Origin of the sequence: Cryobacterium sp. BB307 (assembly GCF_012274275.1) — a bacterium.
Classification (GTDB): Bacteria; Actinomycetota; Actinomycetes; order Actinomycetales; family Microbacteriaceae; genus Terrimesophilobacter.
This window is the reverse complement of sequence record NZ_JAANZA010000002.1, coordinates 401,298-425,225: the sequence shown is the minus strand read 5'-3', so window position 1 is coordinate 425,225 and position 23,928 is coordinate 401,298. Positions and strand designations below refer to the sequence as shown.

Here is a 23,928-nt window from a genome sequence, read left to right as displayed (position 1 = left end):
TTTCATGGTTGAACGCGCCAAGGGCATCATCGACCCGCCCATCGACGAGCTGTTGACCAAGGTCGACTCCAAGTACGCGCTCGTGGTGTTCGCGTCGAAGCGCGCCCGTCAGATCAACGACTACTACGCCGATCTGCACGAGGGCAGCCTGTTCGACAACGTCGGACCGCTCGTCGATTCGACCATCGACGACAAGCCGCTCTCGGTTGCCCTGCACGAGATCAACGAGGGCAAGCTCGTCATGAAGCCGCTCGCCTCCTAGCGAGCCCAGACCCAAAGGCGGCAACGTGGGGGAGCGTCTGAACGTCGTCGTCGGAGTCACCGGCGGGATCGCCGCGTACAAGGCGGTCGGCGTCATCCGCTCGCTCGTCCTCGCCGGTCACGACGTGCACGTCGTGGCGACGGATGCCGCACTGCGCTTCGTCGGACGGCCGACTCTCGAGGCAATCAGCCGCAACCCGGTGCACACCGACCTGTACGAGGGCGTCGCGCAGGTCAGGCACGTTGCGATCGGGCAGGCAGCCGACCTGATCATCGTCGCCCCCGCGACCGCGAACACCATCGCGAAGATCGCCGTCGGACTCGCCGACGACCTGCTCGGCAACACCATCCTGGCCAGCACCGCACCGCTCGTGCTCGCGCCGGCGATGCACACCGAAATGTGGCAGAACCCGGCGACAACGCACAACATCGCCGTGCTGCGCGAACGCGGTGTCGTCATCGTCGGGCCGGCGAGCGGTCAGCTCACCGGCAGCGACAGCGGCCCCGGGCGCATGGTGGAGCCGGAGGCGATCGTCGAGGCGGCCCTCGCGGCACGCGGACCGCGTGACCTGGTCGGCAAGCGCATCGTCGTCACAGCCGGTGGCACGCGCGAGGCGATCGACCCGGTGCGCTACATCGGCAACCGCTCGAGCGGCAGGCAGGGCGTCGCCATCGCGGCAGCCGCAGCCACGCGTGGCGCGGACGTAACCCTGATCGCCGCGAACCTCGAGGTCGCGCCACCGGCATCCGTCGTGCTGACCCGCGTGTCATCCGCGCGGGAGCTTGCCGACGCGACCTTCGCCGCGGCCGCGACCGCTCACGTGGTGATCATGGCGGCGGCAGTGGCCGACTACCGGCCGGAGGCTGTCGCCGAGGGCAAGATCAAGAAGGAGACCCAGGGCGACCGGCTCACCATCGAACTGGTGCGCAACCCGGACATCCTGCAGACCCTCTCGGAGAACCGGCGTGACGGTCAGGTCATCGTGGGCTTCGCCGCGGAGACCGAAGAAGACCCGGGTGCGCTGCTCGAGCTGGGCCGCCGCAAGCTCGCCCGTAAGGGCAGCGACTTTCTGGTCATCAACAGGGTGGGCTGGGATGCAGGCTTCGGCACCGGCGAGAACTCGGTCGTAACCCTGAACAGGGCCGGGGATATAGTGATGGAGGCCTCTGGCCCCAAGGCGTCAGTGGCCGACCGTATTCTCGATCTGCTGTCCTGAACCGCTTCCTCTTTCACGTTGGGTGATCTATTGAGCACTGCCGCGCCACTGCGCCTCTTCACGAGCGAATCCGTCACAGAAGGACACCCGGACAAGGTCTGCGACCAGATCTCCGACAGCATCCTTGACGCGTTGCTGACCGTGGATCGCAGCAGCCGTGTCGCGGTGGAGGCCGTCGTGACCACCGGGCTGGTGCATGTCGTCGGCGAGGTGACCTGCTCCGGCTACGCCGACATCCCGACCATCGTGCGCCAGACCATCCTCGACATCGGCTACAACTCGTCCGACATGGGCTTCGACGGTGAGTCCTGCGGCGTTTCGGTGTCGATCGGCGCGCAGTCACCCGACATCGCGCAGGGCGTCGACCACGCGCTGGAAAGCCGCGCCGGCGCCTCCGACCCGCTCGACGCCCAGGGGGCCGGGGACCAGGGCATCATGTTCGGCTTCGCCACCACCGAGACGCCGCAGTACATGCCGCTCGGGAGCTGGCTCGCACACCGGCTCGCGGAACGGCTCGGCGAGGTGCGCAAGAGCGGAGAACTCGGCTACCTGCGGCCCGACGGCAAGACCCAGGTCACGATCGGCTACGACGGCGACGTGCCGCGCACCCTCGACACCGTCGTCCTGTCCACGCAGCACGTGCCGGAGGTCGACAACAGCCGGCTGTTCCCTGAGATCGAGGAGCTGGTGATCCGCCCGGTGCTGGAGAGCTCCGGCCTCGACGCCGAGAGCACACGCATCCTGATCAACCCCACCGGCCGCTTCGAGATCGGCGGCCCGATGGGCGACGCGGGCCTGACCGGGCGCAAGATCATCGTCGACACCTACGGCGGCGCCGCACGGCACGGCGGTGGCGCATTCAGCGGCAAGGACCCGTCGAAGGTCGACCGCTCGGCCGCGTATGCGATGCGCTGGGTGGCCAAGAACGTCGTCGCCGCCGGACTCGCCGACAAGCTCGAGGTGCAGGTGGCCTACGCGATCGGCAAGGCGCATCCGGTCGGGCTGTACGTGGAGTCGTTCGGCACCGCGCACGTTGATGAGAATCGCATCATCGAGGCCATCCGGGAGGTCTTTGACCTGCGTCCGGCCGCGATCGTGCGCGACCTCGACCTGCTTCGGCCGATCTACCGGCAGACCTCCACCTACGGGCACTTCGGCCGGGACCTCCCCGACTTCACCTGGGAGCGACTCGACCGCGTGGAGCAGCTGCGCAGCGCAGCCGGGTTGTAGCCATGAGTCAGGCATCCATCGCCCGGGTGCTCATCGACTCACCGTTGCCCCAGCTCGACCAGCTCTACGACTACCGGGTGCCGGACGCACTCGCCGAGACCGTCCGGCCGGGCGTGCGGGTCAAGGTCCCGTTCCGCAACCGGATCGCCAACGGATACCTCGTCGAGCTCGCCACCGACGCGGACTTCACAGGCAAACTGAGCGACCTGGACTCTGTCGTTTCGGCTGCCCCGGTGCTGGCGCCTGAGGTCTGGGCGCTCGCTCGGCGTGTCGCCGACCGCGCCGGCGGTTCGGCGAGCGACGTGCTCCGGCTGGCGATCCCCAAACGGCAGGCGAGGGTCGAGACGGCCTGGCTGGGCAGGCAGCCGACCGACCCACCCGCTCCGATCGCCCCCGCCGACGTCCCTGCCTTCGACGACGCGATGTTCGATGCGATCCTCGAACGCGGCGGCCGAGCCGCGGTCGACGCGGTTCCGCTGACCGCGCCGCTTCCTGATGGCCGCTGGGTTGGCGAATGGGCGATCGCGATGGCCGCGCTCGCCAGCCGGGCGCTGCCGCGCGGGCACGTCATCCTGGGCGTGCCGGACTACCGCGACCAGGAACAGCTGGTCGCCGCGCTCGAGGCGGTGCTGCCGGCGGAGCGCATCGTGACGCTTGACGCCAGGCAAGCCGACCGAGACCGCTACGCGGGCTTCCTGCGCTGCCTTGAGGAAGAGCCCGTGGTGATCGTCGGCAATCGGTCCGCGATCTACGCGCCGGCGGCGCGACTGGCCCTGATCGCGTTATGGGACGACGGTGACCCGCTGCACGCCGAACCGCTCGCACCGTACGTGCACAGCCGCGACGTCGCGCTCGTGCGGCAGGAGCAGCAAGGCTGTGCCCTCGCTTTCTTCGGGCACACCCGCAGCACCGAGGTGGAGCGCCTGGTCGAAGTCGGCTGGGTGCAGGCGGTTGCACCGCGGCGCGCGTACCTGCCACGCGTCATCCCGACCGCCTACCAGCGTGGCGAGGACCCACTCGCGCAGCGGGCCCGCATCCCCTCCGGTGCGTGGAGCGCCGCCCGCGACGCCCTCGCGGACGGACCCGTGCTGGTGCAGGTCGCCCGGCCGGGCTACTCGCCGCAACTGGTGTGCGCAAGCTGCAGGGTGGCGGCACGCTGTCGACACTGCGGCGGTCCGCTCGGGCTTGCCTCGCGCGGCGCGGCGCCGTCCTGCGGCTGGTGCGGCGCCATCGCCAGCGACTGGGCGTGCGACCGGTGCCCCGGCACGGAGCTGCGACAGGGCACGGGCGGCTCAACCCGCACGGCCGAGGATCTCGGCCGTGCCTTCCCCGGCGTCCCTGTCATCGTCGCCGACGGCGAACGGAACGTGCTCGGCGTGTCCGGTACCCCCGCGCTGGTGATCGCCACCCGCGGCGCAGAGCCCATCGCATCCGGCGGCTACCGGGCGGTGCTGCTCCTCGATGGGGAGCGGATGCTCGCGCGCGAGAGCCTCCGGATCGCCGAGGACTGCCTGCGCTGGTGGTCGAACGCGACCGCGCTGGCCGCCCCCGGCGCGCCGGTGATGCTCGTCGGGGTCAGCGGGAGCATCGCCACGGCCCTCGCCACCTGGCGGCTCGCCGACTACGCGAGAGCGGAACTGTCCGACCGGAAGCGGCTTCGCTTCCCGCCCGCGGTGCGCGCGGCGACCGTCACCGGCACCGCGGAGGAGGTCGCTGCGGCACTCGCGGTCCTCCCGGACGGGCCGGGGGTGGACGTGCTGGGTCCCGTCGCCACCGAGCGAGGCTCAGTGCGGGCGATCGTCCGTTTCGACTACTCGGCTGGCGGTGCGGTTGCGAGCTCGCTGCGCGCCGAACTCATTCGGAACGCGACCATCAGGCGCTCGGCCGTGCCGCCGAACCGCAGGCCGGCGCCGCCTACACTGAGAGTCCGGTTCGACGATCTCGAACCGTTCACCGACGAGTCCTGACGGCATCGGAAGCGAAGAATCAAGGAGAGTGAGCGCCGGTGCGCCTGGTGTTTGCGGGAAGCCCAGAGACGGCCTTGCCGAGCCTGGCCGCGGTGGCGGCGAGCGGGCACGAGCTGGTCGGCGTCGTCACGCGGGAAGATTCCCCGCACGGGCGCAAGCGTGAGCTTCGTGCCACCCCGATCGCCGAGGCGGCCGCAGAGCTCGGGGTCCCGGTGATCAAGGCGAACCGGCTGGCGGGACCGGCGACGGAGGCGATAGCGGCACTCGCACCGGACCTCGGCGTCATCGTCGCCTACGGCGGACTGGTCCGCGAACCGCTGCTGTCGCTGCCAGAGCACGGTTGGATCAACCTGCACTTCTCACTGCTGCCGCGGTGGCGCGGAGCAGCGCCGGTGCAGCACGCGATCATCGCCGGCGATGACCTGACCGGCGCGACAGTCTTCCGGCTGGTGGAGGAGCTCGACGCCGGCGACGTCTACGGGCAGCTCACCCAGCAGATCGCCGGACACCAGACATCCGGATCATTGCTGGCCGAACTAGCCGACAGCGGCGCCAGACTGCTGGTGGACGTGATCGACGCGATCGCAGGCGGCACCGCATCAGCCCAGCCGCAGAGCGGCGACGTCACCCTCGCCCCCAAGCTGACCCTGGACGACGGCCGCGTCGGCTGGGCCCGCAGCGCCCGGGAAGTCGACAGCCGCATCCGCGGAGTGACCCCGGAGCCGGGCGCCCACACCACCATCGACGGGGCACGTCTCAAGATCCTCGACGCGACCCCCGCACCGGATGCGGCGCCGTTGCCGCCTGGACGCATCCGGTTCGTCGAAGGCCGCGTGCTCGCGGGCACAGCCGACCACCCGATCGAACTGCTCCAGGTGCAGCCGGCAGGGAAGACCGCGATGCGCGCGGGCGACTGGTGGCGCGGGCAGCGCACAGAAGAGCTGGTGACGCAGTGAGCCGCAAGGGCGGACGCGAGTCGCGCGCCGAACGCCCCGGGCGCGCGGCCAGGCGAGTCGCGTTCGACGTCATCCGGGCGGTCACAGAGTCGGATGCCTACGCCAACCTGCTGCTGCCCACTCGGCTCGCGCGCGCCGGCATCAGCGGCGCTGACGCCGGCCTCGCCACCGAGCTCACCTACGGGACGCTGCGTCAGCTCGGCTACTACGACAGCGTCATCGAACTCGCCGCGCGGCGCGGCGTCGACACCATCGACCCGCCGATCCTCGATGTGCTGCGACTGGGCGCGCACCAGCTGCTGGGCATGCGCGTGGCGCAGCACGCTGCGGTCGACGAGTCGGTGGAGCTCGCCCGCGAAATTGGCACCCGATCGAGCACCGGTTTCGTCAACGGCGTGCTGCGCACGATCAGTCGGACCGGAGCCGACGAATGGCGACAGCGGGTGCTCGCCACACCGAAGAGCGGCGACGACCGGCTGGCTGCGGAGCATTCGCACCCGGCGTGGGTGGTCAGGGCCTTTCGGCAGGCGCTGCGAGCAGAGGGCAGGGAGAACGAGCTCGAGGCGCTGCTCGAGGCCGACAACGTCGCCCCACGCGTGACGCTCGCAGCACTACCCGGCCTGGCGACCGCCTCCGACCTCGACGGCGCGGATCCGGGCCGGTTCTCACCGTTCGCGGCGGTCAGCCCCGGCGGCGATCCGCGGCGCTGGCCGGCTGTGCGCGACGGGTGGGTCAGGGTGCAGGACGAAGGATCGCAGCTGGCTGCCTTAGCCCTCACGCGTGCTCGGCCGATCGGCACGGGGGAGCGCTGGCTGGACCTGTGCGCAGGCCCCGGCGGCAAGACGGCGCTGCTCGCCGCAGAAGCGCTCGGCAGCGACGTCGAGCTCATCGCGAACGAGTTAGTGCCGGCACGCGCCGAGCTCGTGCGCAACGCGGTCGCGGCGTTCGAACGGCCCCCGGTGGTACGGGTGGGCGACGGGCGCAGCATCGGCGAGAACGAGCCGGGACGCTACCACCGCATCCTGCTCGACGCGCCCTGCACCGGGCTCGGCGCACTGCGCCGGCGCCCGGAGGCCCGATGGCGCAAGCAACCGCGGGACGTGCCGGAACTCACCACGCTGCAGGGCGAACTGATCGACTCGGCGGTCGCGGCGCTCGCGCCGGGCGGATTGCTCGCCTACGTCACCTGCTCGCCGCACGTGGCGGAAACGCGTGTGATTGTTGAGCGGGCGGTCGCGGCCGGGCTGGAGCAACTGGACACCCCCGGCGTGCTCGGCAGGGTCACGAACCAGCCGCTCGAGCTCGCCGACGCACTGCACGTGCAGCTGTGGCCGCACCGGCACGGCACCGACGCGATGTTCATCGCGCTGCTGCAGAAGCCCGCCGAATAGGCTGGCCAGCATGGCGCGCATCAACCCCAGCATCCTGTCGGCCGACTTCGTCAACCTCGAGCGGGACATCGCCGCGATCGCGACCGCCGACCTCGTGCACGTGGACGTCATGGACAACCACTTCGTACCCAATCTGACGTTCGGCCCGCAGATGGTCGGGCGGATCCAGGACGTGTCCCCGATCCCGCTCGACGTGCACCTGATGATCGACGACCCCGACCGGTGGGCGCCCGGGTACGCAGAGTTGGGCGCGTTCTCGGTCACCTTCCATGCCGAGGCGGCGACGGATGCCGTCGCGCTCGCCAGGCGACTGCGGCAGATCGGCGCCCGCGCCGGGCTCGCGGTGAAGCCGGGCACGCCGATCGACGACTACCTCGAGGTTCTCGGCGAGTTCGACCAGCTCTTGGTGATGACCGTCGAGCCGGGCTTCGGCGGACAGAAATTCATGCACGACATGATGCCGAAGCTGCGTCGCGCGGCCGACGCTGTGAAGGCATCCGGACTCGACGTCTGGCTGCAGGTCGACGGAGGAATCGACGCCGACACCATCGGCATCGCCGCCGAGGCCGGAGCCGACACCTTCGTCGCCGGCTCCGCGGTGTACGGCGCGGGCACCGCGGCCGACAACATCCAGTCGCTGCGGGCAGCGGTCGCGGAGCACACCCACGCCTGAACAGCCGCCTCATCTGCTTGGATGGTGCGATGAGCGATTTCAACAAGTCCAAGCCGGAGATCGACTTCTTCGAGGGCGAGGCGCCCACTGACCTCGTGATCACGGACATCGACGAGGGTGACGGAGCAGAGGCGACCCCCGGCTCGACCGTCGACGTGCACTACGTCGGGGTGGATCTGGAATCCGGCGAAGAGTTCGACTCGTCCTGGAGCCGCGGCCAATCGGTGAACTTCCCGCTCGGCGCGCTCATCGCGGGCTGGCAGGAGGGCATCCCGGGCATGCGCGTCGGAGGACGCCGTCAGCTCGTGGTGCCGCCGCGTCTGGCCTACGGCGAGGCAGGCACCGGCCACGAACTCTCCGGCCGCACCCTGATCTTCGTGATCGACCTGCTCGGCGTCTCCTAGCCCAAGCAGCCTGCCGCCAGCAGGTAACGTTGTACGCGTGAAGACCTTCGACGACCTGTTCGCAGAACTGGGAGAGCGGGCAGCGACCCGACCGGCCGGTTCACGCACGGTCGAACTCCTCGACTCCGGGGTGCACTCGATCGGCAAGAAGATCGTCGAGGAGGCCGCCGAGGTGTGGATGGCCGCAGAGCACGAGGGCGAAGAGCAGACCGCGCTGGAGATCTCCCAACTGCTCTACCACCTGCAGGTGCTCATGCTCGCGAAGGGTCTGACGACTGCCGATGTCTACCGACATCTGTGATCGCCTTTCCTCCACCACCCACCCACGTGAGCGCCGCTTTCGGCGGCGAGTTAAAGAGCTGACATGACACTGAAAGTCGCGGTGCCCAACAAGGGCATGCTCTCCGACACCGCCACCCAGATGCTGGGCGAGGCCGGCTACGTCGTCCGACGGGACTCGAAGGAACTGATCGTCTTCGACCCGGCCAACGACGTCGAATTCTTCTACCTGCGACCGCGGGACATCGCGACCTATGTCGGAAGTGGCGCGCTCGATGTCGGCATCACCGGCCGTGACCTGCTGCTCGACTCCGGGTCGAGCGCGACCGAGATCGGCGGGCTCGACTTCGCCGAGTCGACCTTCCGGTTCGCCGGCCCGGTCGGCCGATTCACTGAGCTCGCGGACCTCAGCGGCCTGCGCGTCGCGACCAGCTACACGGGACTGGTCGGCCGCTTCCTGAGGAAGCAGGGCGTCGACGTCGAACTGGTTGCGCTGGACGGCGCGGTCGAGTCGGCGGTTCGACTTGGGGTCGCGGATGCGGTCGCCGACGTCGTCTCCACCGGCACGACCCTGCGCCAGCAGGGGCTCGAGGTGTTCGGGCCGATCATCCTGGAGTCGACCGCGGTGCTGATCAGCTCCGGCAAGGACCTGCCCGGTCTGTCCACCTTCCACCGCCGCCTGCAGGGAGTGCTGGTCGCCCGCCAATACGTGCTCATGGACTACGACCTGCCCGCCGACCTGGTTGAAGCCGCATCGGCTATCACGCCAGGGCTGGAGTCGCCGACGGTGTCCCCGCTGCGCGACACCGGCTGGGTTGCGGTGCGCGTCATGGTGCCCAGCGCCGGCACCAACCAGCTCATGGACGAGCTGTACGAGCTGGGCGCACGCGCCATCCTGGTCAGCCCGATCCACGCGGCACGGATCTGACATGGCCGTCGCCATCAGGGTCATCCCCTGCCTGGACGTCGCAGACGGCCGAGTGGTCAAGGGCGTCAACTTCCTGAACCTGCGGGACGCAGGCGACCCGGTCGAGCTCGCCGCCAAGTATGCGGCGCAGGGCGCCGACGAGCTCACCTTCCTCGACGTCACCGCGACAGTCGACAACCGGTCGACTACCTACGACATGGTCGCGCGCACCGCAGAGCAGGTGTTCATCCCGCTCACCGTCGGCGGGGGAGTGCGCAGCACGGATGACGTCGGCCGGCTGCTGGCGGCCGGCGCCGACAAGGTGGGGGTCAACAGCGCGGCCATCGCCCGGCCAGCGCTCATCGACGAGATCGCCGACCGGTTCGGCGCGCAGGTGCTCGTGCTGTCCCTCGACGTCAAGCGCACCGACCGTGGGTTCATCGTCACCACCCACGGTGGCCGCCGGGAGACTGACCTGCTGGCCCTCGACTGGGCGAAAGAGGCCATCGAACGCGGTGCGGGCGAACTGCTGGTCAACTCGATCGACGCCGACGGCACCAAGGCAGGCTACGACCTCGAGTTGACCGCCGCGATGCACGAGCTCAGCTCGGTGCCCGTGATCGCCTCCGGCGGCGCCGGCGCACTCGAGCACTTCGCGCCAGCGGTGCACGCGGGCGCGGACGCGGTGCTTGCGGCATCCGTCTTCCACAATGGGGAACTCACCGTCGGCGACGTCAAGGGCGCGCTGGCCGCCGACGGCATCAGCGTCAGGGGAGCGTGACATGGACGACGCGGAACTGGATGCGGTGCTCGAGGCCGCGGTATTCGACGATCGCGGGCTGCTGCCGGCCGTGATCCAGGAGCAGAGCACGAAGCAGGTGCTCATGCTCGGCTGGATGAACCGCGAGGCGCTGAAGCGCACCCTCACCGAGGGCCGGGTGACCTTCTGGTCCAGGTCACGGCAGGAGTACTGGCGCAAGGGCGACACCTCCGGGCACGCGCAGTACGTCAAGGGCGCCGCCTTCGACTGCGACAACGACACCCTGCTGGTGCAGGTCGAGCAGGTCGGCGCCGCGTGCCACACCGGCGCGCACGCGTGCTTCGACGTCGGCCCGCTCACCCCGGTCATCGGGGCGGCCCAGTGACCACGTCCCGCGCGCAGTTCGGCGCGCTCATCTCAGGCCACAAGGTGGTCCCGGTCATCCGCACCCTGTTCGCGGATGGGGAGACGCCCGTCGGGATCTACCGGAAGCTGGCCGGTGACGCGCCGGGCACCTTCCTGCTCGAATCCGCCGAGCAGGGCGGCATCTGGTCCCGCTACTCGTTCATCGGCGTCGCGAGCTTCGGTGTTCTCACCCAGGGCTCGGATGCCGCCGTATGGCAGGACTTCGGCCTCAGCGCGGACCGGGCGCTGGGCGACGACGCGCCGACCGAGCCGCTCGCCGCGCTCGCGCGATTGCACGAGCGGTGGCGCACCCCCAAGGTCGATGGCCACCCGCCGCTGACCGGCGGTCTCGTCGGGCTGATCGGCTGGGAGGCCATACGGCAACTGGAGCACCTCCCCGAGGCGCCCGCGGCCGACTACGAGATCCCCGGTCTGGCCATGAGCTTCGTCTCCGAACTCGTGGTCGTCGACCACAGGGACGGTTCGGTGCTGCTGATCGCCAACGTGCTGGCCGACGGCGCGGACCCGGATGCCGCCTGGGCGGATGCGCAGGCCCGCCTCGACTCGCTGCAGCGGCGGCTCGCGCAGCCGGCCGAGGCGTTTCTCGCCGAGGTCGACCTGACGACCGCACCGACGCCGTCGTCGCGCATCGAGCGTGCCGCGTTCGTCGAGTCGGTCGAGCGTGGCAAGCAGTACATCCGGGACGGTGACGTCTTCCAGGTTGTGCTCTCGCACCGCTTCGACCACGAGGTGACAGCGGACCCGCTCGACGTGTACCGAGTGCTGCGCACCCTGAACCCGAGCCCGTACATGTACTACCTGTCGCTTCAGGACCCAGCCGGAGCGCAGTACTGGGTGGTCGGTTCGTCCCCTGAGGCGCTCGTGAAGGTCAGCGGCGGCCGCGTCTACTCGCATCCGATCGCCGGTTCCCGGCCGCGAGGCGACAACCCCGAGCACGACCTCGAGCTCGCCGAGGAGCTCCTCGCCGACGACAAGGAGCGCTCGGAGCACCTGATGCTCGTCGACCTCGCCCGGAATGACCTGCTGCGGGTGTGCACTGCCGGCTCGGTCGAGGTGACCGAGTTCATGCAGGTGGAGCGGTTCAGCCACATCATGCACCTGGTGTCCTCGGTCGAGGGCGACGCCAGGGCCGACGTCAGCCCGATCGATGTCTTCACCTCGACCTTCCCGGCCGGCACGTTATCCGGCGCGCCGAAGCCGCGCGCGCTGGAAATCATCGACGAGCTCGAACCGGCGCAGCGCGGCCTGTACGGCGGGGTCGTCGGCTACTTCGACTTCGCCGGCGACCTCGACCTGGCGATCGCGATCCGCACCACCACGATCGCGGGCGGGGTGGCGAGGGTGCAGGCCGGTGCAGGCATCGTCGCCGGCTCGAACCCTGACAGCGAGTACGAGGAGACCCGCAACAAGGCGGCGGCGCCGCTGCGCGCTGTCGCCGTCGCCAACGCCATGCGGAGAGTGCGCGGATGACCCCTCGCCGGTTGAAGACCGTGAGCCTCCTCGCCGGGGTCCTGTTGCCGGCGCTCATGCTGCTCGCGTGGACCCAGCCCTGGTTCATGGTTGAACTCGGCGCGGTCACGGCGGAGCCGGTCCCCGCGGGCGGAGACGTCGCCGGGCCGGCGCTGCCGGCGCTTGCACTGGCCGGGCTCGCCCTCGTCGCGGCGATGGCCATCGCGGGCACGCTCTTCCGCGTCGTGCTCGCGGCGGTGCAGACGGCGATCGGTTTCGGCGGTGTCATCGTCGCCTCCGCAGCGATCGCGAACCCGGTTGGCGCGGTCTCCCGGCTGGTGACCGACCTGACCGGAGTGTCAGGAGAGTCGTCGCTGCGCGAGCTTGTCACCGCGATCAGCCCGACACCATGGCCGTGGCTGGCCATGGTCAGCGCCGCCCTGCTGGCCGCCCTCGGCATCCTGAACCTCGTGACGACACGCCGCTGGCCGGGTGCGTCCCGCAAATATGAGCGCTCAGCGCCAGCCACCGCGCGGGGAGCCGCAAGCGACTGGGATGCCTTGAGCGAGGGCAACGACCCGACCGAGCAGGGCGAGCAGGGTTCCGCCTCCCGCTAGACTGACTACGGTCAAAGCCCCATGAGAACTGGAGTGAAATTGAGCAACTCGAACATCGGCGACCCCGGCCACGGCCACTCACCGGCCGCCTGGACCGCGGTGATCATCATGCTCGCCGCGTTCGCGATCGGCACTGGCGCGTTCTGGTTCGAGATGGAGTGGCTCGTCTGGGCCTCCGCCGGCCTGGTTGTCGTGGGTCTCATCGTCGGCTGGGTGCTGAAGCGCGCCGGTTACGGCGCCGGCGGCGAGCGTTACCAGCCCAAGAAGACCCACTGACCGAAGTGCTTCTAGAACTACTGAACGGATCGCTCGAGGACGCGGCTCGGCGCAGGCAAGATCGCAGCCTCGCCGCCGTCGAGCGGGCCGCACTCGACCGTGCCGCCGCCATCGACGCCCTCGCTGCGCTCAGCCCGGCAGAACGCGTGAAGATCATCGCCGAGGTGAAACGCGCGAGTCCATCGCGCGGTGCGCTGGCGAGCATCCCAGACCCCGCGATGCATGCCGCCCTATATGAGGAGGGCGGTGCGAGCGCGATCAGCGTGCTCACCGAGGAACGCCGCTTCGGCGGTTCGCTGCGTGACCTCGAGGCAGTGCGCGACGCGGTGACCCTCCCGGTGCTGCGCAAGGACTTCATCGGCGAGGAGTACCAGGTCTTCGAGGCCAGGGCGGCCGGCGCCGACATCGTGCTGCTCATCGTCGCCGCACTCGAGCAGCGCACCCTCGAACGCCTGCACACACTCATCACCGACCTCGGCATGACGCCGCTCGTCGAGACCCACTCCGCCGACGAGCTGTCGCGGGCAACGGATGTCGGTGCCCGGCTCATCGGTGTCAACGCGCGAAACCTGTCCACCTTCGAGCTCGACCGGGACCTGTTCGGCTCCCTCGTCGAGCGGTTCCCCGCGGATGCGATCAAGGTCGCGGAGTCGGCGGTGCAGTCCGCCGCGGATGTCGCGGCCTATCGCGCGGCCGGCGCCGACGTGGTGCTGGTCGGCGAGGCCCTCGTCACCGGCGACCCGCTGGAGACCCTCGCAGAATTCCTGGCCGTCGGATGAGCCTGCGCGAAGCATCCGGACCCTACTTCGGCGAGTTCGGCGGCCGGTTCGTCCCCGAGTCGCTCATCGCGACCCTCGATGAGCTGACCGAGGCGTACGAGGAGGCGAAGGCCGACCCGGCGTTCAGTGCAGAGCTCGACCACCTGAACCGCACCTACACCGGTCGGCCGTCGATCATCACCGAGGTGCCGCGGTTCGCCGAGCACGCCGGCGGCGCGCGCATCATCCTGAAGCGCGAGGACCTCAACCACACCGGCTCGCACAAGATTAACAACGTGCTCGGGCAGGCGCTGCTCACCAAGCGCGTCGGCAAGACCCGCGTGATCGCCGAGACCGGCGCCGGCCAGCACGGTGTCGCCACCGCCACCGCCGCCGCGCTGCTGGGCATGGACTGCGTCATCTACATGGGCGAGGTCGACACAGAGCGCCAAGCGCTCAACGTCGCCCGGATGCGCCTGCTCGGCGCAGAGGTCGTGCCGGTGACCACCGGCTCCCGCACCCTCAAGGACGCCATCAACGAGGCCATGCGCGACTGGGTCACCAACGTCGCGACCACCAACTACATCTTCGGGACGGTGGCCGGGCCGCATCCGTTCCCCGCCATGGTGCGTGACTTCCAGAAGATCATCGGCGATGAGGCACGCGCGCAGGTCCTCGAGCTGACCGGCGCGCTGCCGGATGCCGTCGCAGCGTGCGTCGGCGGCGGCAGCAACGCGATCGGCATCTTCGACGCGTTCCTCGACGACCCAGATGTCGCCCTGTACGGCTTCGAGGCTGCAGGAGATGGCGTCGAAACGCCCCGGCACGCCGCGACCATCACCAAGGGCCGCCCCGGGGTGCTGCACGGCGCGCGCAGCTTCCTGTTGCAGGACGAGGACGGGCAGACCGTCGAGTCGCACTCGATCTCGGCCGGCCTCGACTATCCGGGCGTCGGCCCAGAGCACTCCTGGCTCGCGTCCATCGGCCGCGCCAGCTACCTGCCGGTCACCGACGCGGAGGCCATGGACGCGCTACGGCTGCTGTCCCGCACCGAGGGCATCATCCCGGCGATCGAGTCGGCGCACGCCCTCGCCGGCGCGATCAGGCTGGGCAAGCAGCTCGGCCCGGATGCCGTCATTCTGGTCAGCCTGAGCGGGCGCGGCGATAAGGACATGGAGACCGCCGCAGAGTACTTCCGGCTCCTGGACGAGCGGGAGTGAGCATGAGCAAGGTCGAGACAACCATCGCCGCGCGCCGCGACGCCGGCTCCGGCGCGCTCATCGGCTACCTCCCGGTCGGCTTCCCGGACCTCGCCACGAGCATCGAGGCGGCCGTCACGATCGCCGAGAACGGGTTTGACGTCATCGAACTCGGGCTGCCGTACTCCGACCCGGTCATGGACGGACCGGTCATCCAGGAGGCGACGCAGACCGCACTGGCCGCAGGCTTCCGGCTTCGTGACGCGTTCACCGCGGTGCGCGAGATCACCAGCCGTGTCGACGCGCCAGTGCTGCTGATGACCTACTGGAACCCGGTGCTGCAGTACGGCGTCGAGCGGTTCGCGGCCGAGTTGGCCGAGGCGCAGGGAGCCGGGCTGATCACGCCCGACCTGATCCCGGATGAGGCGTCCAACTGGCTGGCAGCATCAGAGGCCACCGGCCTCGACCGGGTGTTCCTCGCCGCGCCGAGCTCGAGCGACGAGCGGCTGAGGACCATCACAGAGCTCAGCCGCGGGTTCGTCTACACGGTTTCGACGATGGGCATCACCGGAGCCCGGGCCGAGGTCGACAGTGCCGCTCGCACCCTCGTCGCGCGACTGAGGGAGGCCGGCGCCACCAACGCGTGTGTCGGGCTCGGCATCTCAACGGCCGACCAGGTCGCCGAGGTGCTCTCCTATGCCGACGGCGCGATCGTCGGCTCGGCGCTCGTGCGTGCGCTCAGCGACGGCGGCCTCGACGCTCTCGCGAGCACCGCCCGTGACCTCGCATCCGGGGCCAGCGTTCAGCACTAGGCTGAACTTCGCTGAAGATTCAAGCAAACGTGAAAGGTCCGCTGGATACGTGTTCGCTCCGCTAAGCATCCCGAGTCCCGACTACGCCTGGCAGGTTCTCGAGGTCGGGGACTGGCTGCGCTCCATCGGGCTGACCTGGTTCGTCTGGAACCTCGACATCCACATGTACGCGCTGTGCATCCTCACGGGGATCATCGTCGCTGCGATCCTCACCGGCTACCGCCTGCACCAGCGCGGCGCCGAAGCCGGACTCGTCATCGACGTCGCGCTGTGGGCCGTCGTGTTCGGCATCATCGGCGGGCGCATCTTCCACGTCATCACGCATCCGGATGACTACTTCGGGCCCGGAAAGGACCTCGCCAAGACCCTCTATATCTGGGAGGGCGGCCTCGCGATCTTCGGCGCGCTGATGCTCGGCGCGGTCGGCGTGTGGATCGGCTGCCGCATCACCGGCCTGCGCTTCACCGCGTTCGCCGACGCACTCGCCCCGAGCCTGCTGCTCGCGCAAGCCTTCGGTCGACTCGGCAACTGGTTCAACCACGAACTGTACGGTCTGCCCACCGACCTGCCGTGGGGGCTCGAGATCGAGTCCACCAATCCCGCCTTCCCGGCCGGGCTGCCCGCGGGCACGCTGTTCCACCCGACGTTCCTGTACGAGATCCTGTGGAACCTCGCTGGTGTGGTCGTGCTGCTCTACCTCGAGCGCAAGTGGCGCTTCGGCAGGCTGCACATCGCCGGCTTCGAGATCCCAGCCCCCATCCCGGGCACCTGGCGCCTGCAGTGGGGCAAGCTCATCGGCCTCTACCTCATCTGGTACGGCCTCGGCCGCAGCTTCTTCGAGATGATCCGGATCGACCCGAGCGAGATCTTCCTCGGCGTGCGCACCAACGTGTGGATGGCGTGGCTGGCGATCGTTGTCGGCCTGGTGGTCATCATCGTGCAGAGCCGCAGGCACCCCGGCCTCGAGCCCAGCCCGTACGTCCCCGGCAAGGAGCACCTCGCGCCCAATGCGGTCGTGCACACCGACGACGTCTATTCCGACTCAGACTTCGCTCACAGCTCCGAAGTCGCCCGCAAGGACTGAACGTGAGATGAGACGCGCCAAAATCGTCGCAACCCTCGGGCCAGCGACCTCCAGTTACGAGAACATCCGGTCGATCATCGACGCCGGAGTCGACGTTGCCAGGATGAACCTCAGCCACGGCAGCCACGCGGTGCACGAAGAGGTCTACGCCAACGTACGGCGGGCCGAAGAGGAATCCGGTCGCGCCATCGCGGTGCTCGTCGACCTGCAGGGCCCGAAGATCCGGCTCGGCAAGTTCGAGGGCGGCCCGTACGAACTGGGGATCGGCGACACCTTCCGGATCACCACCGACGACATCGTGGGTGACGGCGACATGGCGTCGACCACGTACAAGGGGCTGCCGGACGACGTCAAGCCGGGGGACCCGCTGCTCATCGACGACGGGCGCGTGACGCTGCGCGTCGTGGAGACCGACGGCACGGTCGTGACCACGACGTGCGAGGTGCCGGGTCCGATCTCAAACAACAAGGGCATCAACCTCCCCGGGGTGGCGGTCAACGTGCCCGCCATGTCGGAGAAGGACGAGGAGGACCTCCGCTGGGGGCTCTCGCTCGGCGCCGACTACATCGCGCTGTCGTTCGTGCGCAGCGCCGACGACATCAAGCGCGTGCACGAGATCATGGCCGAAGAGGGGCGCAAGATCCCGGTGATCGCCAAGATCGAGAAGCCGCAGGCGGTCGAGAACCTCGAGGCGATCATCGACGCGTTCGACGGCATCATGGTCGCGCGCGGCGACCTAGGCGTCGAGCTGCCGCTCGAGCAGGTTCCGATCGTGCAGAAGCACGCGGTCGAACTGTGCCGCCGGATGGCCAAGCCGGTCATCGTCGCCACCCAGGTGCTCGAGTCGATGATCAGCAACCCGCGGCCGACTCGCGCCGAGGCATCCGACTGCGCCAATGCGGTGCTCGACGGCACCGACGCGGTCATGCTGAGCGGTGAGACAAGCGTCGGCCAGTTCCCGGTGATCACCGTGCAGACCATGGCGCGCATCATCGCCTCCACCGAGGAGCACGGGCTGGAGCGCATTCCGCCGCTCGGCACCAAACCGCGCACTCAGGGCGGGGCGGTGACGCTTGCGGCTTCCGAGGTCGCCGACTTCGTCGAAGCCAAGTTCCTGTGCGTGTTCACCGAGTCGGGCGACTCGGCCCGCCGGATGTCCCGGCTGCGGTCGCAGATCCCGATGCTCGCGTTCACCCCCGAGCCGGGCGTGCGCCGCCGCATGGCGCTCACTTGGGGCATCCGCGGATTCCTGGTGGATCGGGTTTCGCACACGGATGCGATGTTCAAGCAGGTCGACGAGGTGCTGCTCGCCAATGGCATGGCGGAGCCAGGCGACAAGGTGGTCGTGATCTCCGGTTCGCCTCCTGGCTTGCCAGGCTCGACCAACGACATGCGCATCCACCGCATCGGCGACGCGATCAACGCGGTCGCACCGGTGTGGGCGGATAACGACTACAACAACAACAACGATAAAAACGCCTAGCCGGCCGGCTTCCTTTCACCGAACCGCGCCTATCCGCCGCTAGCGCGCCCGTTCCGGACGGTAGCGCCCGGCACACCGGGCGCGGTTGTCCGCTGCCCGCGCGGCAGTCCGCAAGCGCGCGGCGGTCCGCAGTACCCGCGGCTGTCCGCAACCCGCGCGGAACGCGCCGCGTCCATTCAGTGCCGGTGGTGGGACTCGAACCCACACGCCCTCTCGGACAAAGCATTTTGAGTGCTCCGCGTCTACCATTCCGCCACACCGGCCTGCGGGGGCATGCCCCCGTAGCCGCTCAAAGAATACCGTAGGCTTAACGACGTGACCGACCAGGACAGCCCGCAAGCCGCACCCCGCCGAGTCGTTGTAGCCGAGGATGAGTCCCTCATCCGGCTGGACATCGTCGAAACCCTCAGGGACAACGGTTTTGAGGTGGTCGGTGAAGCTGGAGACGGCGAGACGGCTGTCGCGCTCGCGACGGAGTTGCGCCCCGACCTGGTGATCATGGACGTCAAGATGCCGCAGCTGGACGGCATCTCTGCGGCCGAGCGCCTCAGCAAGGACCACATCGCCCCGGTCGTGCTGCTCACCGCGTTCAGCCAGAAGGAGCTCGTCGAGCGGGCCACAGAGGCCGGCGCGCTCGCCTACGTGGTGAAGCCGTTCACCCCGAACGACCTGCTGCCCGCGATCGAGATCGCCCTCGCCCGCTACGCGCAGATCGTCGCGCTCGAGGCCGAGGTCAGCGACCTGGTCGAGCGGTTCGAGACCCGCAAGCTCGTCGACCGCGCCAAGGGCCTGCTCAACGAGAAGCTCGGGTTCACCGAACCGGAGGCGTTCCGCTGGATCCAGAAGGCGTCGATGGATCGCCGCCTGACCATGCACGACGTCGCGAAGGCGCTGATCGAGGAACTCGGCGGCGCGAAAGAGAAGAAGTAGCGGCTACGGCACCGACGTCACACCGGGTGGGGCGTCACGCAGCAGGTTGGTCATCCGCACGGTCGAGAGTCGGTTCCCGCCATCATCCGAGACCACGATCTCGTGCACCGCGAGGGTGCGGCCGAGGCTGATCGCGGTGCACACCCCGGTGACCCAGCCGGAGGTCGCGGTGCGCGAGTGACTCGCGTTGATCTCAATGCCGACCGCGATGCGTCCCTCGCCCGCGTGCGCGGCCGCTGACAGCGAGCCGAGCGTTTCACCGAGCGCGACGGATGCGCCGCCGTGCAGCAGGCCGTAAGGCTGGGTGTTCCCCTCCACGGGCATCCTGGCCACGGTGCGCTCGGGTGAAACCTCGAGCAACTCGATGCCGAGTCTCTCGACGAGGGTGCCTCTCATCGCGTCGATCGGGACGACCATGTGTGCCCTCCAGAGGTGGATCGGGGGTGTCGGCAGCGGCCATTAGGCTGGCTGCGTGACGGACACCGCAAAGCCTACCCTCATGGTCATCGACGGCCACTCCCTCGCATTCCGGGCCTTCTACGCCCTCCCGGTGGACAGTTTCGTGAACCGGGAAGGCCAGCACACGAACGCCATCCACGGCTTCATCGCGATGCTGATCAACCTGCTGCAGCGAGAGAAGCCCACCCATCTCGCTGTCGCCTTCGACATCTCCCGCTACTCCTTCCGCACGCGCGAGTACGAGGAGTACAAGGGCACCCGCGGCGAGACCCCGCCGGAGTTCATCGGACAGATCCCGCTGCTCGAAGAAGCCCTCGCGGCGATGAACATCCCCACCATCAGCAAGGAGGACTTCGAGGCCGACGACATCCTCGCGACCCTCGCCAGGCAGGGGTCTGAGCAGGGTTTCGACGTCTCGGTCGTCTCCGGTGACCGCGACACCATCCAGCTCGTCAACGGCAACGTGACGCTGCTCTACCCGAACGCGCGCGGCGTGTCAGAGCTCAAGCGCTACGACCGGGATGCGGTGCTCGAACGGTACGGCATCGAACCCGAGCAGTATCCCGACATCGCCGCGCTCGTCGGCGAGACCAGCGACAACCTGAGCGGCATCGACAAGGTCGGCGAGAAGACCGCCGTGAAGTGGGTGCAGCAGTACGGCAGCCTCGAGCAGATCCTCGAACACGCCGACGAGATCAAGGGCGTCGTCGGCGAGAAGCTGCGCGAGCAGAAGGACCGCGCGATCCGGAACCGCAAGCTCAACCGCCTGGTCGACGACGTCGAGCTGCCGCTCGGGCCAGCCGACCTCGAACGCCGCCCTATGGACACGCAAGCCGTGCGGGACATCTTCGACCGGCTGCAGTTCCGCACCCTGCTCGACCGGATGCTCAAGATCGTCGCCGACGAGAACGGGGGAGTGGTCGAGGAGACCGTCGCGGCGAAGCCCGCGGTCGCCGTGCCCGCAGTGCGCCGGCTGGTCGACGAGGAGCTCGCGAACTGGCTGCGCACCGCCACCGCCGACGGCGCTCCGCTCGGGCTCGTCGCCGACTGGGCAGGAGACCAGCTGGCCGGATTCGGTCTGGCAACCCTCACCGACTCCGCGTTCGTGCCGTGGGGCGCCCACCGCCCCGACTACGCCGCCCTCGAGGACTGGCTCGCGAGCGACGCCCCGAAGATCCTGCACGACTCGAAACGCACGCTGAAGCGGCTCGCCGCATCCGGAATCACCCTCGGCGGCATCGCCTTCGACACCACCCTCGCCGCGTGGCTGCTGCGGCCGGGCGGCAGGAACGACACCCTCGTCGGTCAGGTCTACTACTACCTGGGTGAGACCATCGCCGAGCCGGACCCCAACCAGCTGGTGCCTGACACCGAGGCGCCCAGCCCGGCGACCCTCGCCTGGTTCCTGCTGAGGCTCTCGGACGAGCTGCGCGGCCGGCTCGACCCCGGCTCGCTGCGTGTTCTTGAGGAGATCGAGATCCCGCTGGTGCCGGTGCTCGCCGGCATGGAGACCACCGGCATCGAGGTGGACGCGCAGGCGCTGTCCGAGATGAACGCGAACCTCGGCGCGCGCGCAGCCGAGATCGAAGCCAAAGCGTTCGAGAGCGTCGGCCGTGAGGTCAACCTCGGCTCGCCGAAGCAGTTGCAGACGCTGCTATTCGATGAGCTGGGCATGCCCAAGACCCGCGCCACCAAGACCGGCTACTCCACAGATGCCGCGTCCCTCGTCGACCTGCGCGACCAGCTCGACGAGCCGCATCCGTTCCTCGACCTGCTGCTTCAGCACCGGGATGTCACCAAGCTGCGCCAGATGGTGGAGAGCCTGGAGAAGAGCATCGCGCCGGATGGACGCATCCACACCACCTACGAGCAGGCGGGCAGCAGCACCGGGCGCATCGCCTCGACCGACCCGAACCTGCAGAACGTGCCGATCAAGACCGAGGACGGCCGGGAGATCCGCTCGACCTTCCAGTACGGCGACGGCTTCGAAACCCTGCTGACCGCCGACTACTCGCAGATCGAGATGCGCATCATGGCGCACCTGTCGGAAGACGCCGGCCTGATCGAGGCGTTCAACGAGGGGGAGGACCTGCACCGGTTCGTCGGTGCGCGCGTGTTCGGCGTGCAGCCGGAGGACGTGACGCCGCTCATGCGCACCAAGGTGAAGGCGATGTCCTACGGTCTCGCCTACGGGCTCAGCGCGTTCGGCCTGTCCCGCCAGCTGCGCATCGAGACGTCCGAGGCGAAGCAGCTGATGAGCGAGTACTTCGCCCGGTTCGGCGCAGTGCGCACCTACCTGCGCAACGTGGTCGCCCAGGCCAAGATCGACGGCTACACCGAGACGATCTTCGGCCGCCGCCGGCCGTTCGCGGACCTCAACTCCAACAACCGGGTGCTGCGCGAGAACGCCGAGCGGGCGGCGCTCAACGCGCCGATCCAGGGCTCCGCGGCCGACATCATGAAGATCGCGATGCTCGGCATCGCCGCCGACATCCGGGACCGGGACTTGCGCTCCCGGATGCTCCTCCAGGTGCACGACGAACTGGTCTTCGAGATCGCACCGGACGAGCTGGACACCATGACCGCGATCGTCACCGACCGGATGTCCAACGCGGCGCAGCTTCGGGTGCCACTCGACGTGCAGGTCGGACTGGGCCCCAACTGGGACGCGGCGGCACATTAGGCTCGTGGGCATGACTGCTTCTGAACACAACAACGAAGTACGCCCCCAGTCCGCGATCGACCAGATCGCCGAAGAGTGGGTCACGACCCTCGCCGATCTCGACCCCGATGTCGCGATCTGGATCGGCATCCCCGGCCGGTATGAGGAGTTCGCCGACCTGTCGCCTGCCGGCCACGAGAAGCTCGAGGCTGCGGCGAAGGCCACCCTCGCCAAGCTGCGCGACGTGCAGCCGGTCGACGAGGTCGACGAGGTCACCAAGACGGACATGACCGCGGAGATCGAGCTGGAGCTCGAGCTCTCCGACGCCGGCTGGTGGAAGCGCGACGTCAACGTGCTGGCCTCCCCTGCGCAGGGCATCCGGGACACCTTCGACCTGATGGCGCACGACAGCGTCGAGGACTGGGAGAAGATCTCCGGCCGTCTCGGCAACCTGCCCGGAGCCGTCGACGGCTACATCGAGACGCTGCGGCTCGGCATGAGCGACGGCAGCGTCCCCGCCCGCCGCCAGGTCATGGAGGTGCTCGAGCAGCTGCAGCGCAACTCGTCCAAGGACGGCTTCTTCTTCACTTTCGCGAACGGGGCGAGCGTCGAGAACGGCGAGCTGCCAGAGTCGCTGAAGAACGACCTGCAGAAGGGCGCCGAGGTCTCGGCCGACGCGTATCGGAAGCTCGCCGACTTCTTCGAGAACGAACTCGCGCCCGCCGCGAGCGATCGCGACGCTGTCGGCCGTGAGCTCTACGCGCTGCAGTCGCGGCGCTTCCTCGGTGCGAAGATCGACCTGGACGAGACCTACGAGTGGGGCATCGAGGAGCTCCGCCGGATGGTCGACGAGCAGACGGCGATCGCGAACGAGATCAAGCCAGGCGCATCCGTCGAGGAGGCCGTGGCGCTGCTGGACGCCGACCCGGAGCGCAAGCTGCACGGCACCGAGGCGCTGCAGAAGTGGATGCAGAAGCTGAGCGACGCCGCGGTCGAGGAGCTGTCCCGCTCTCACTTCGACATCCCCGACCCGGTGAAGAAGCTCGAGTGCATGATCGCCCCGACCCAGGACGGCGGCATCTACTACACGAGCCCGAGCGACGACTTCTCTCGCGCCGGCCGGATGTGGTGGTCAGTGCCTGAGGGCGTCACCGAGTTCAACACCTGGCGTGAAACCACCACGGTGTACCACGAGGGTGTCCCCGGCCACCACCTGCAGCTCGGCCAGGCGGTCTACAACCGCGCCAAGCTGAACACCTGGCGCCGCCAGCTGGCCGGCACCAGCGGACACGCCGAGGGCTGGGCGCTCTACGCGGAGCGCCTGATGCAGGACCTCGGCTACCTTGACGACCCGGGCGACCGCCTCGGCATGCTCGACGGACAGCGGATGCGCGCGGCGCGCGTTGTGCTGGACATCGGCGTGCACCTGGGCAAGAACAAGCTCGACGGCGACGGCGTGTGGGACTTCGACTACGCGTTCGACTTCATGAAGAAGAACGTCAACATGAACGAGCCGTTCGTGCGCTTCGAGGTCAACCGTTACTTCGGCTGGCCCGGACAGGCTCCGTCGTACAAGGTCGGTCAGCGCATCTGGGAGCAGATCCGCGACGAGTACAAGAAGCGCGAGGGTGAGAACTTCAACATGAAGGAGTTCCACCGCAAGGCGCTCGACCTCGGCGGTGTCGGCCTCGACACGCTCAAGTCGGCGCTGCTCGGCTGAGCGCTGGC

At 68.9% G+C, this 23,928-nt stretch carries 24 protein-coding genes and 1 tRNA gene; 23 read left to right on the top strand and 2 right to left on the bottom strand.

Going from position 1 to position 23,928, the window contains the following annotated elements; translation table 11 throughout:
- Positions 1–4: 4 nt before the first annotated feature.
- From rpoZ to pyk, 20 genes are all read left to right on the top strand, one after another.
- Entirely contained in the window at positions 5–262 is a 258-nt protein-coding gene (gene rpoZ, locus HGK58_RS09340; protein ID WP_168627307.1) for a DNA-directed RNA polymerase subunit omega, read from the top strand.
- A gap of 37 nt (positions 263–299) precedes the next feature.
- A complete protein-coding gene (gene coaBC / locus HGK58_RS09335) occupies positions 300–1,478 on the top strand; it encodes a bifunctional phosphopantothenoylcysteine decarboxylase/phosphopantothenate--cysteine ligase CoaBC (protein WP_168627743.1) in 1,179 nt (392 codons plus the stop codon).
- A gap of 30 nt (positions 1,479–1,508) precedes the next feature.
- Positions 1,509–2,708: a methionine adenosyltransferase gene (gene metK / locus HGK58_RS09330; RefSeq protein WP_246865497.1), complete on the top strand. Its 1,200-nt coding sequence runs from the start codon at positions 1,509–1,511 to the stop codon at positions 2,706–2,708.
- A 2-nt stretch (positions 2,709–2,710) separates the two neighbouring features.
- Positions 2,711–4,675 carry a primosomal protein N' gene (locus tag HGK58_RS09325; protein ID WP_168627306.1) on the top strand — a complete coding sequence of 655 codons (1,965 nt, stop codon included), beginning with the start codon at positions 2,711–2,713 and terminating at the stop codon, positions 4,673–4,675.
- A 38-nt stretch (positions 4,676–4,713) separates the two neighbouring features.
- Positions 4,714–5,631: a methionyl-tRNA formyltransferase gene (gene fmt / locus HGK58_RS09320; RefSeq protein WP_168627305.1), complete on the top strand. Its 918-nt coding sequence runs from the start codon at positions 4,714–4,716 to the stop codon at positions 5,629–5,631.
- Positions 5,628–7,022 (top strand): transcription antitermination factor NusB, encoded by a 1,395-nt coding sequence (locus HGK58_RS09315; RefSeq protein WP_168627304.1) that lies wholly within the window; start codon positions 5,628–5,630, stop codon positions 7,020–7,022. The genes fmt and HGK58_RS09315 overlap by 4 nt, the downstream gene beginning before the upstream one ends.
- Before the next feature lie 10 nt (positions 7,023–7,032).
- A complete protein-coding gene (gene rpe, locus HGK58_RS09310; protein ID WP_168627303.1) occupies positions 7,033–7,695 on the top strand; it encodes a ribulose-phosphate 3-epimerase in 663 nt (220 codons plus the stop codon).
- A gap of 29 nt (positions 7,696–7,724) precedes the next feature.
- A complete protein-coding gene (locus tag HGK58_RS09305; RefSeq protein ID WP_168627302.1) occupies positions 7,725–8,099 on the top strand; it encodes an FKBP-type peptidyl-prolyl cis-trans isomerase in 375 nt (124 codons plus the stop codon).
- Positions 8,100–8,136: 37 nt separating this feature from the next.
- Complete coding sequence (locus HGK58_RS09300) at positions 8,137–8,400, top strand: phosphoribosyl-ATP diphosphatase (protein WP_168627301.1); 264 nt, start codon at positions 8,137–8,139, stop codon at positions 8,398–8,400.
- A gap of 63 nt (positions 8,401–8,463) precedes the next feature.
- On the top strand, positions 8,464–9,306 hold the full coding sequence (hisG, locus tag HGK58_RS09295) for an ATP phosphoribosyltransferase (RefSeq protein WP_168627300.1): 843 nt from the start codon (positions 8,464–8,466) through the stop codon (positions 9,304–9,306).
- A 1-nt stretch (position 9,307) separates the two neighbouring features.
- Complete coding sequence (hisF, locus tag HGK58_RS09290; RefSeq protein ID WP_168627299.1) at positions 9,308–10,066, top strand: imidazole glycerol phosphate synthase subunit HisF; 759 nt, start codon at positions 9,308–9,310, stop codon at positions 10,064–10,066.
- A gap of 1 nt (position 10,067) precedes the next feature.
- A complete protein-coding gene (gene hisI, locus HGK58_RS09285) occupies positions 10,068–10,430 on the top strand; it encodes a phosphoribosyl-AMP cyclohydrolase (RefSeq protein ID WP_168627298.1) in 363 nt (120 codons plus the stop codon).
- Positions 10,427–11,941, top strand: coding sequence for an anthranilate synthase component I (locus HGK58_RS09280; protein ID WP_349236190.1), 1,515 nt, complete (start codon positions 10,427–10,429; stop codon positions 11,939–11,941). Before hisI ends, HGK58_RS09280 begins: the two co-directional genes overlap by 4 nt.
- Positions 11,938–12,537: a Trp biosynthesis-associated membrane protein gene (locus HGK58_RS09275; RefSeq protein ID WP_168627296.1), complete on the top strand. Its 600-nt coding sequence runs from the start codon at positions 11,938–11,940 to the stop codon at positions 12,535–12,537. Before HGK58_RS09280 ends, HGK58_RS09275 begins: the two co-directional genes overlap by 4 nt.
- Before the next feature lie 39 nt (positions 12,538–12,576).
- Positions 12,577–12,813, top strand: coding sequence for a DUF6704 family protein (locus tag HGK58_RS09270; RefSeq protein WP_227412039.1), 237 nt, complete (start codon positions 12,577–12,579; stop codon positions 12,811–12,813).
- A gap of 5 nt (positions 12,814–12,818) precedes the next feature.
- On the top strand, positions 12,819–13,592 hold the full coding sequence (gene trpC, locus HGK58_RS09265; protein WP_168627294.1) for an indole-3-glycerol phosphate synthase TrpC: 774 nt from the start codon (positions 12,819–12,821) through the stop codon (positions 13,590–13,592).
- Positions 13,589–14,791 (top strand): tryptophan synthase subunit beta, encoded by a 1,203-nt coding sequence (gene trpB / locus HGK58_RS09260; protein ID WP_168627293.1) that lies wholly within the window; start codon positions 13,589–13,591, stop codon positions 14,789–14,791. Before trpC ends, trpB begins: the two co-directional genes overlap by 4 nt.
- A 2-nt stretch (positions 14,792–14,793) precedes the next feature.
- Entirely contained in the window at positions 14,794–15,582 is a 789-nt protein-coding gene (gene trpA / locus HGK58_RS09255; protein ID WP_168627292.1) for a tryptophan synthase subunit alpha, read from the top strand.
- A gap of 49 nt (positions 15,583–15,631) precedes the next feature.
- Positions 15,632–16,666, top strand: a complete 1,035-nt coding sequence (gene lgt / locus HGK58_RS09250) for a prolipoprotein diacylglyceryl transferase (protein ID WP_349236189.1) — start codon at positions 15,632–15,634, stop codon at positions 16,664–16,666.
- 7 nt (positions 16,667–16,673) lie between these two features.
- Positions 16,674–18,149, top strand: coding sequence for a pyruvate kinase (gene pyk / locus HGK58_RS09245; protein ID WP_168627290.1), 1,476 nt, complete (start codon positions 16,674–16,676; stop codon positions 18,147–18,149).
- Positions 18,150–18,329: 180 nt separating this feature from the next.
- Here pyk and HGK58_RS09240 read toward each other — a convergent pair.
- Positions 18,330–18,412, bottom strand: a tRNA-Leu gene (locus HGK58_RS09240).
- A 52-nt stretch (positions 18,413–18,464) separates the two neighbouring features.
- Here HGK58_RS09240 and HGK58_RS09235 point away from each other — a divergent pair.
- Positions 18,465–19,079, top strand: a complete 615-nt coding sequence (locus HGK58_RS09235; protein ID WP_168627289.1) for a response regulator — start codon at positions 18,465–18,467, stop codon at positions 19,077–19,079.
- 3 nt (positions 19,080–19,082) lie between these two features.
- Here HGK58_RS09235 and HGK58_RS09230 read toward each other — a convergent pair whose 3' ends face one another.
- Positions 19,083–19,496, bottom strand: a complete 414-nt coding sequence (locus HGK58_RS09230) for a hotdog fold thioesterase (protein ID WP_168627288.1) — start codon at positions 19,494–19,496, stop codon at positions 19,083–19,085.
- A 55-nt stretch (positions 19,497–19,551) separates the two neighbouring features.
- Here HGK58_RS09230 and polA point away from each other — a divergent pair, with 55 nt between their 5' ends.
- Both polA and HGK58_RS09220 read left to right on the top strand, forming a co-directional pair.
- Positions 19,552–22,221, top strand: a complete 2,670-nt coding sequence (polA, locus tag HGK58_RS09225) for a DNA polymerase I (RefSeq protein WP_349236188.1) — start codon at positions 19,552–19,554, stop codon at positions 22,219–22,221.
- A 10-nt stretch (positions 22,222–22,231) separates the two neighbouring features.
- Positions 22,232–23,920 (top strand): DUF885 domain-containing protein, encoded by a 1,689-nt coding sequence (locus HGK58_RS09220; RefSeq protein WP_168627287.1) that lies wholly within the window; start codon positions 22,232–22,234, stop codon positions 23,918–23,920.
- Positions 23,921–23,928 lie beyond the last annotated feature (8 nt).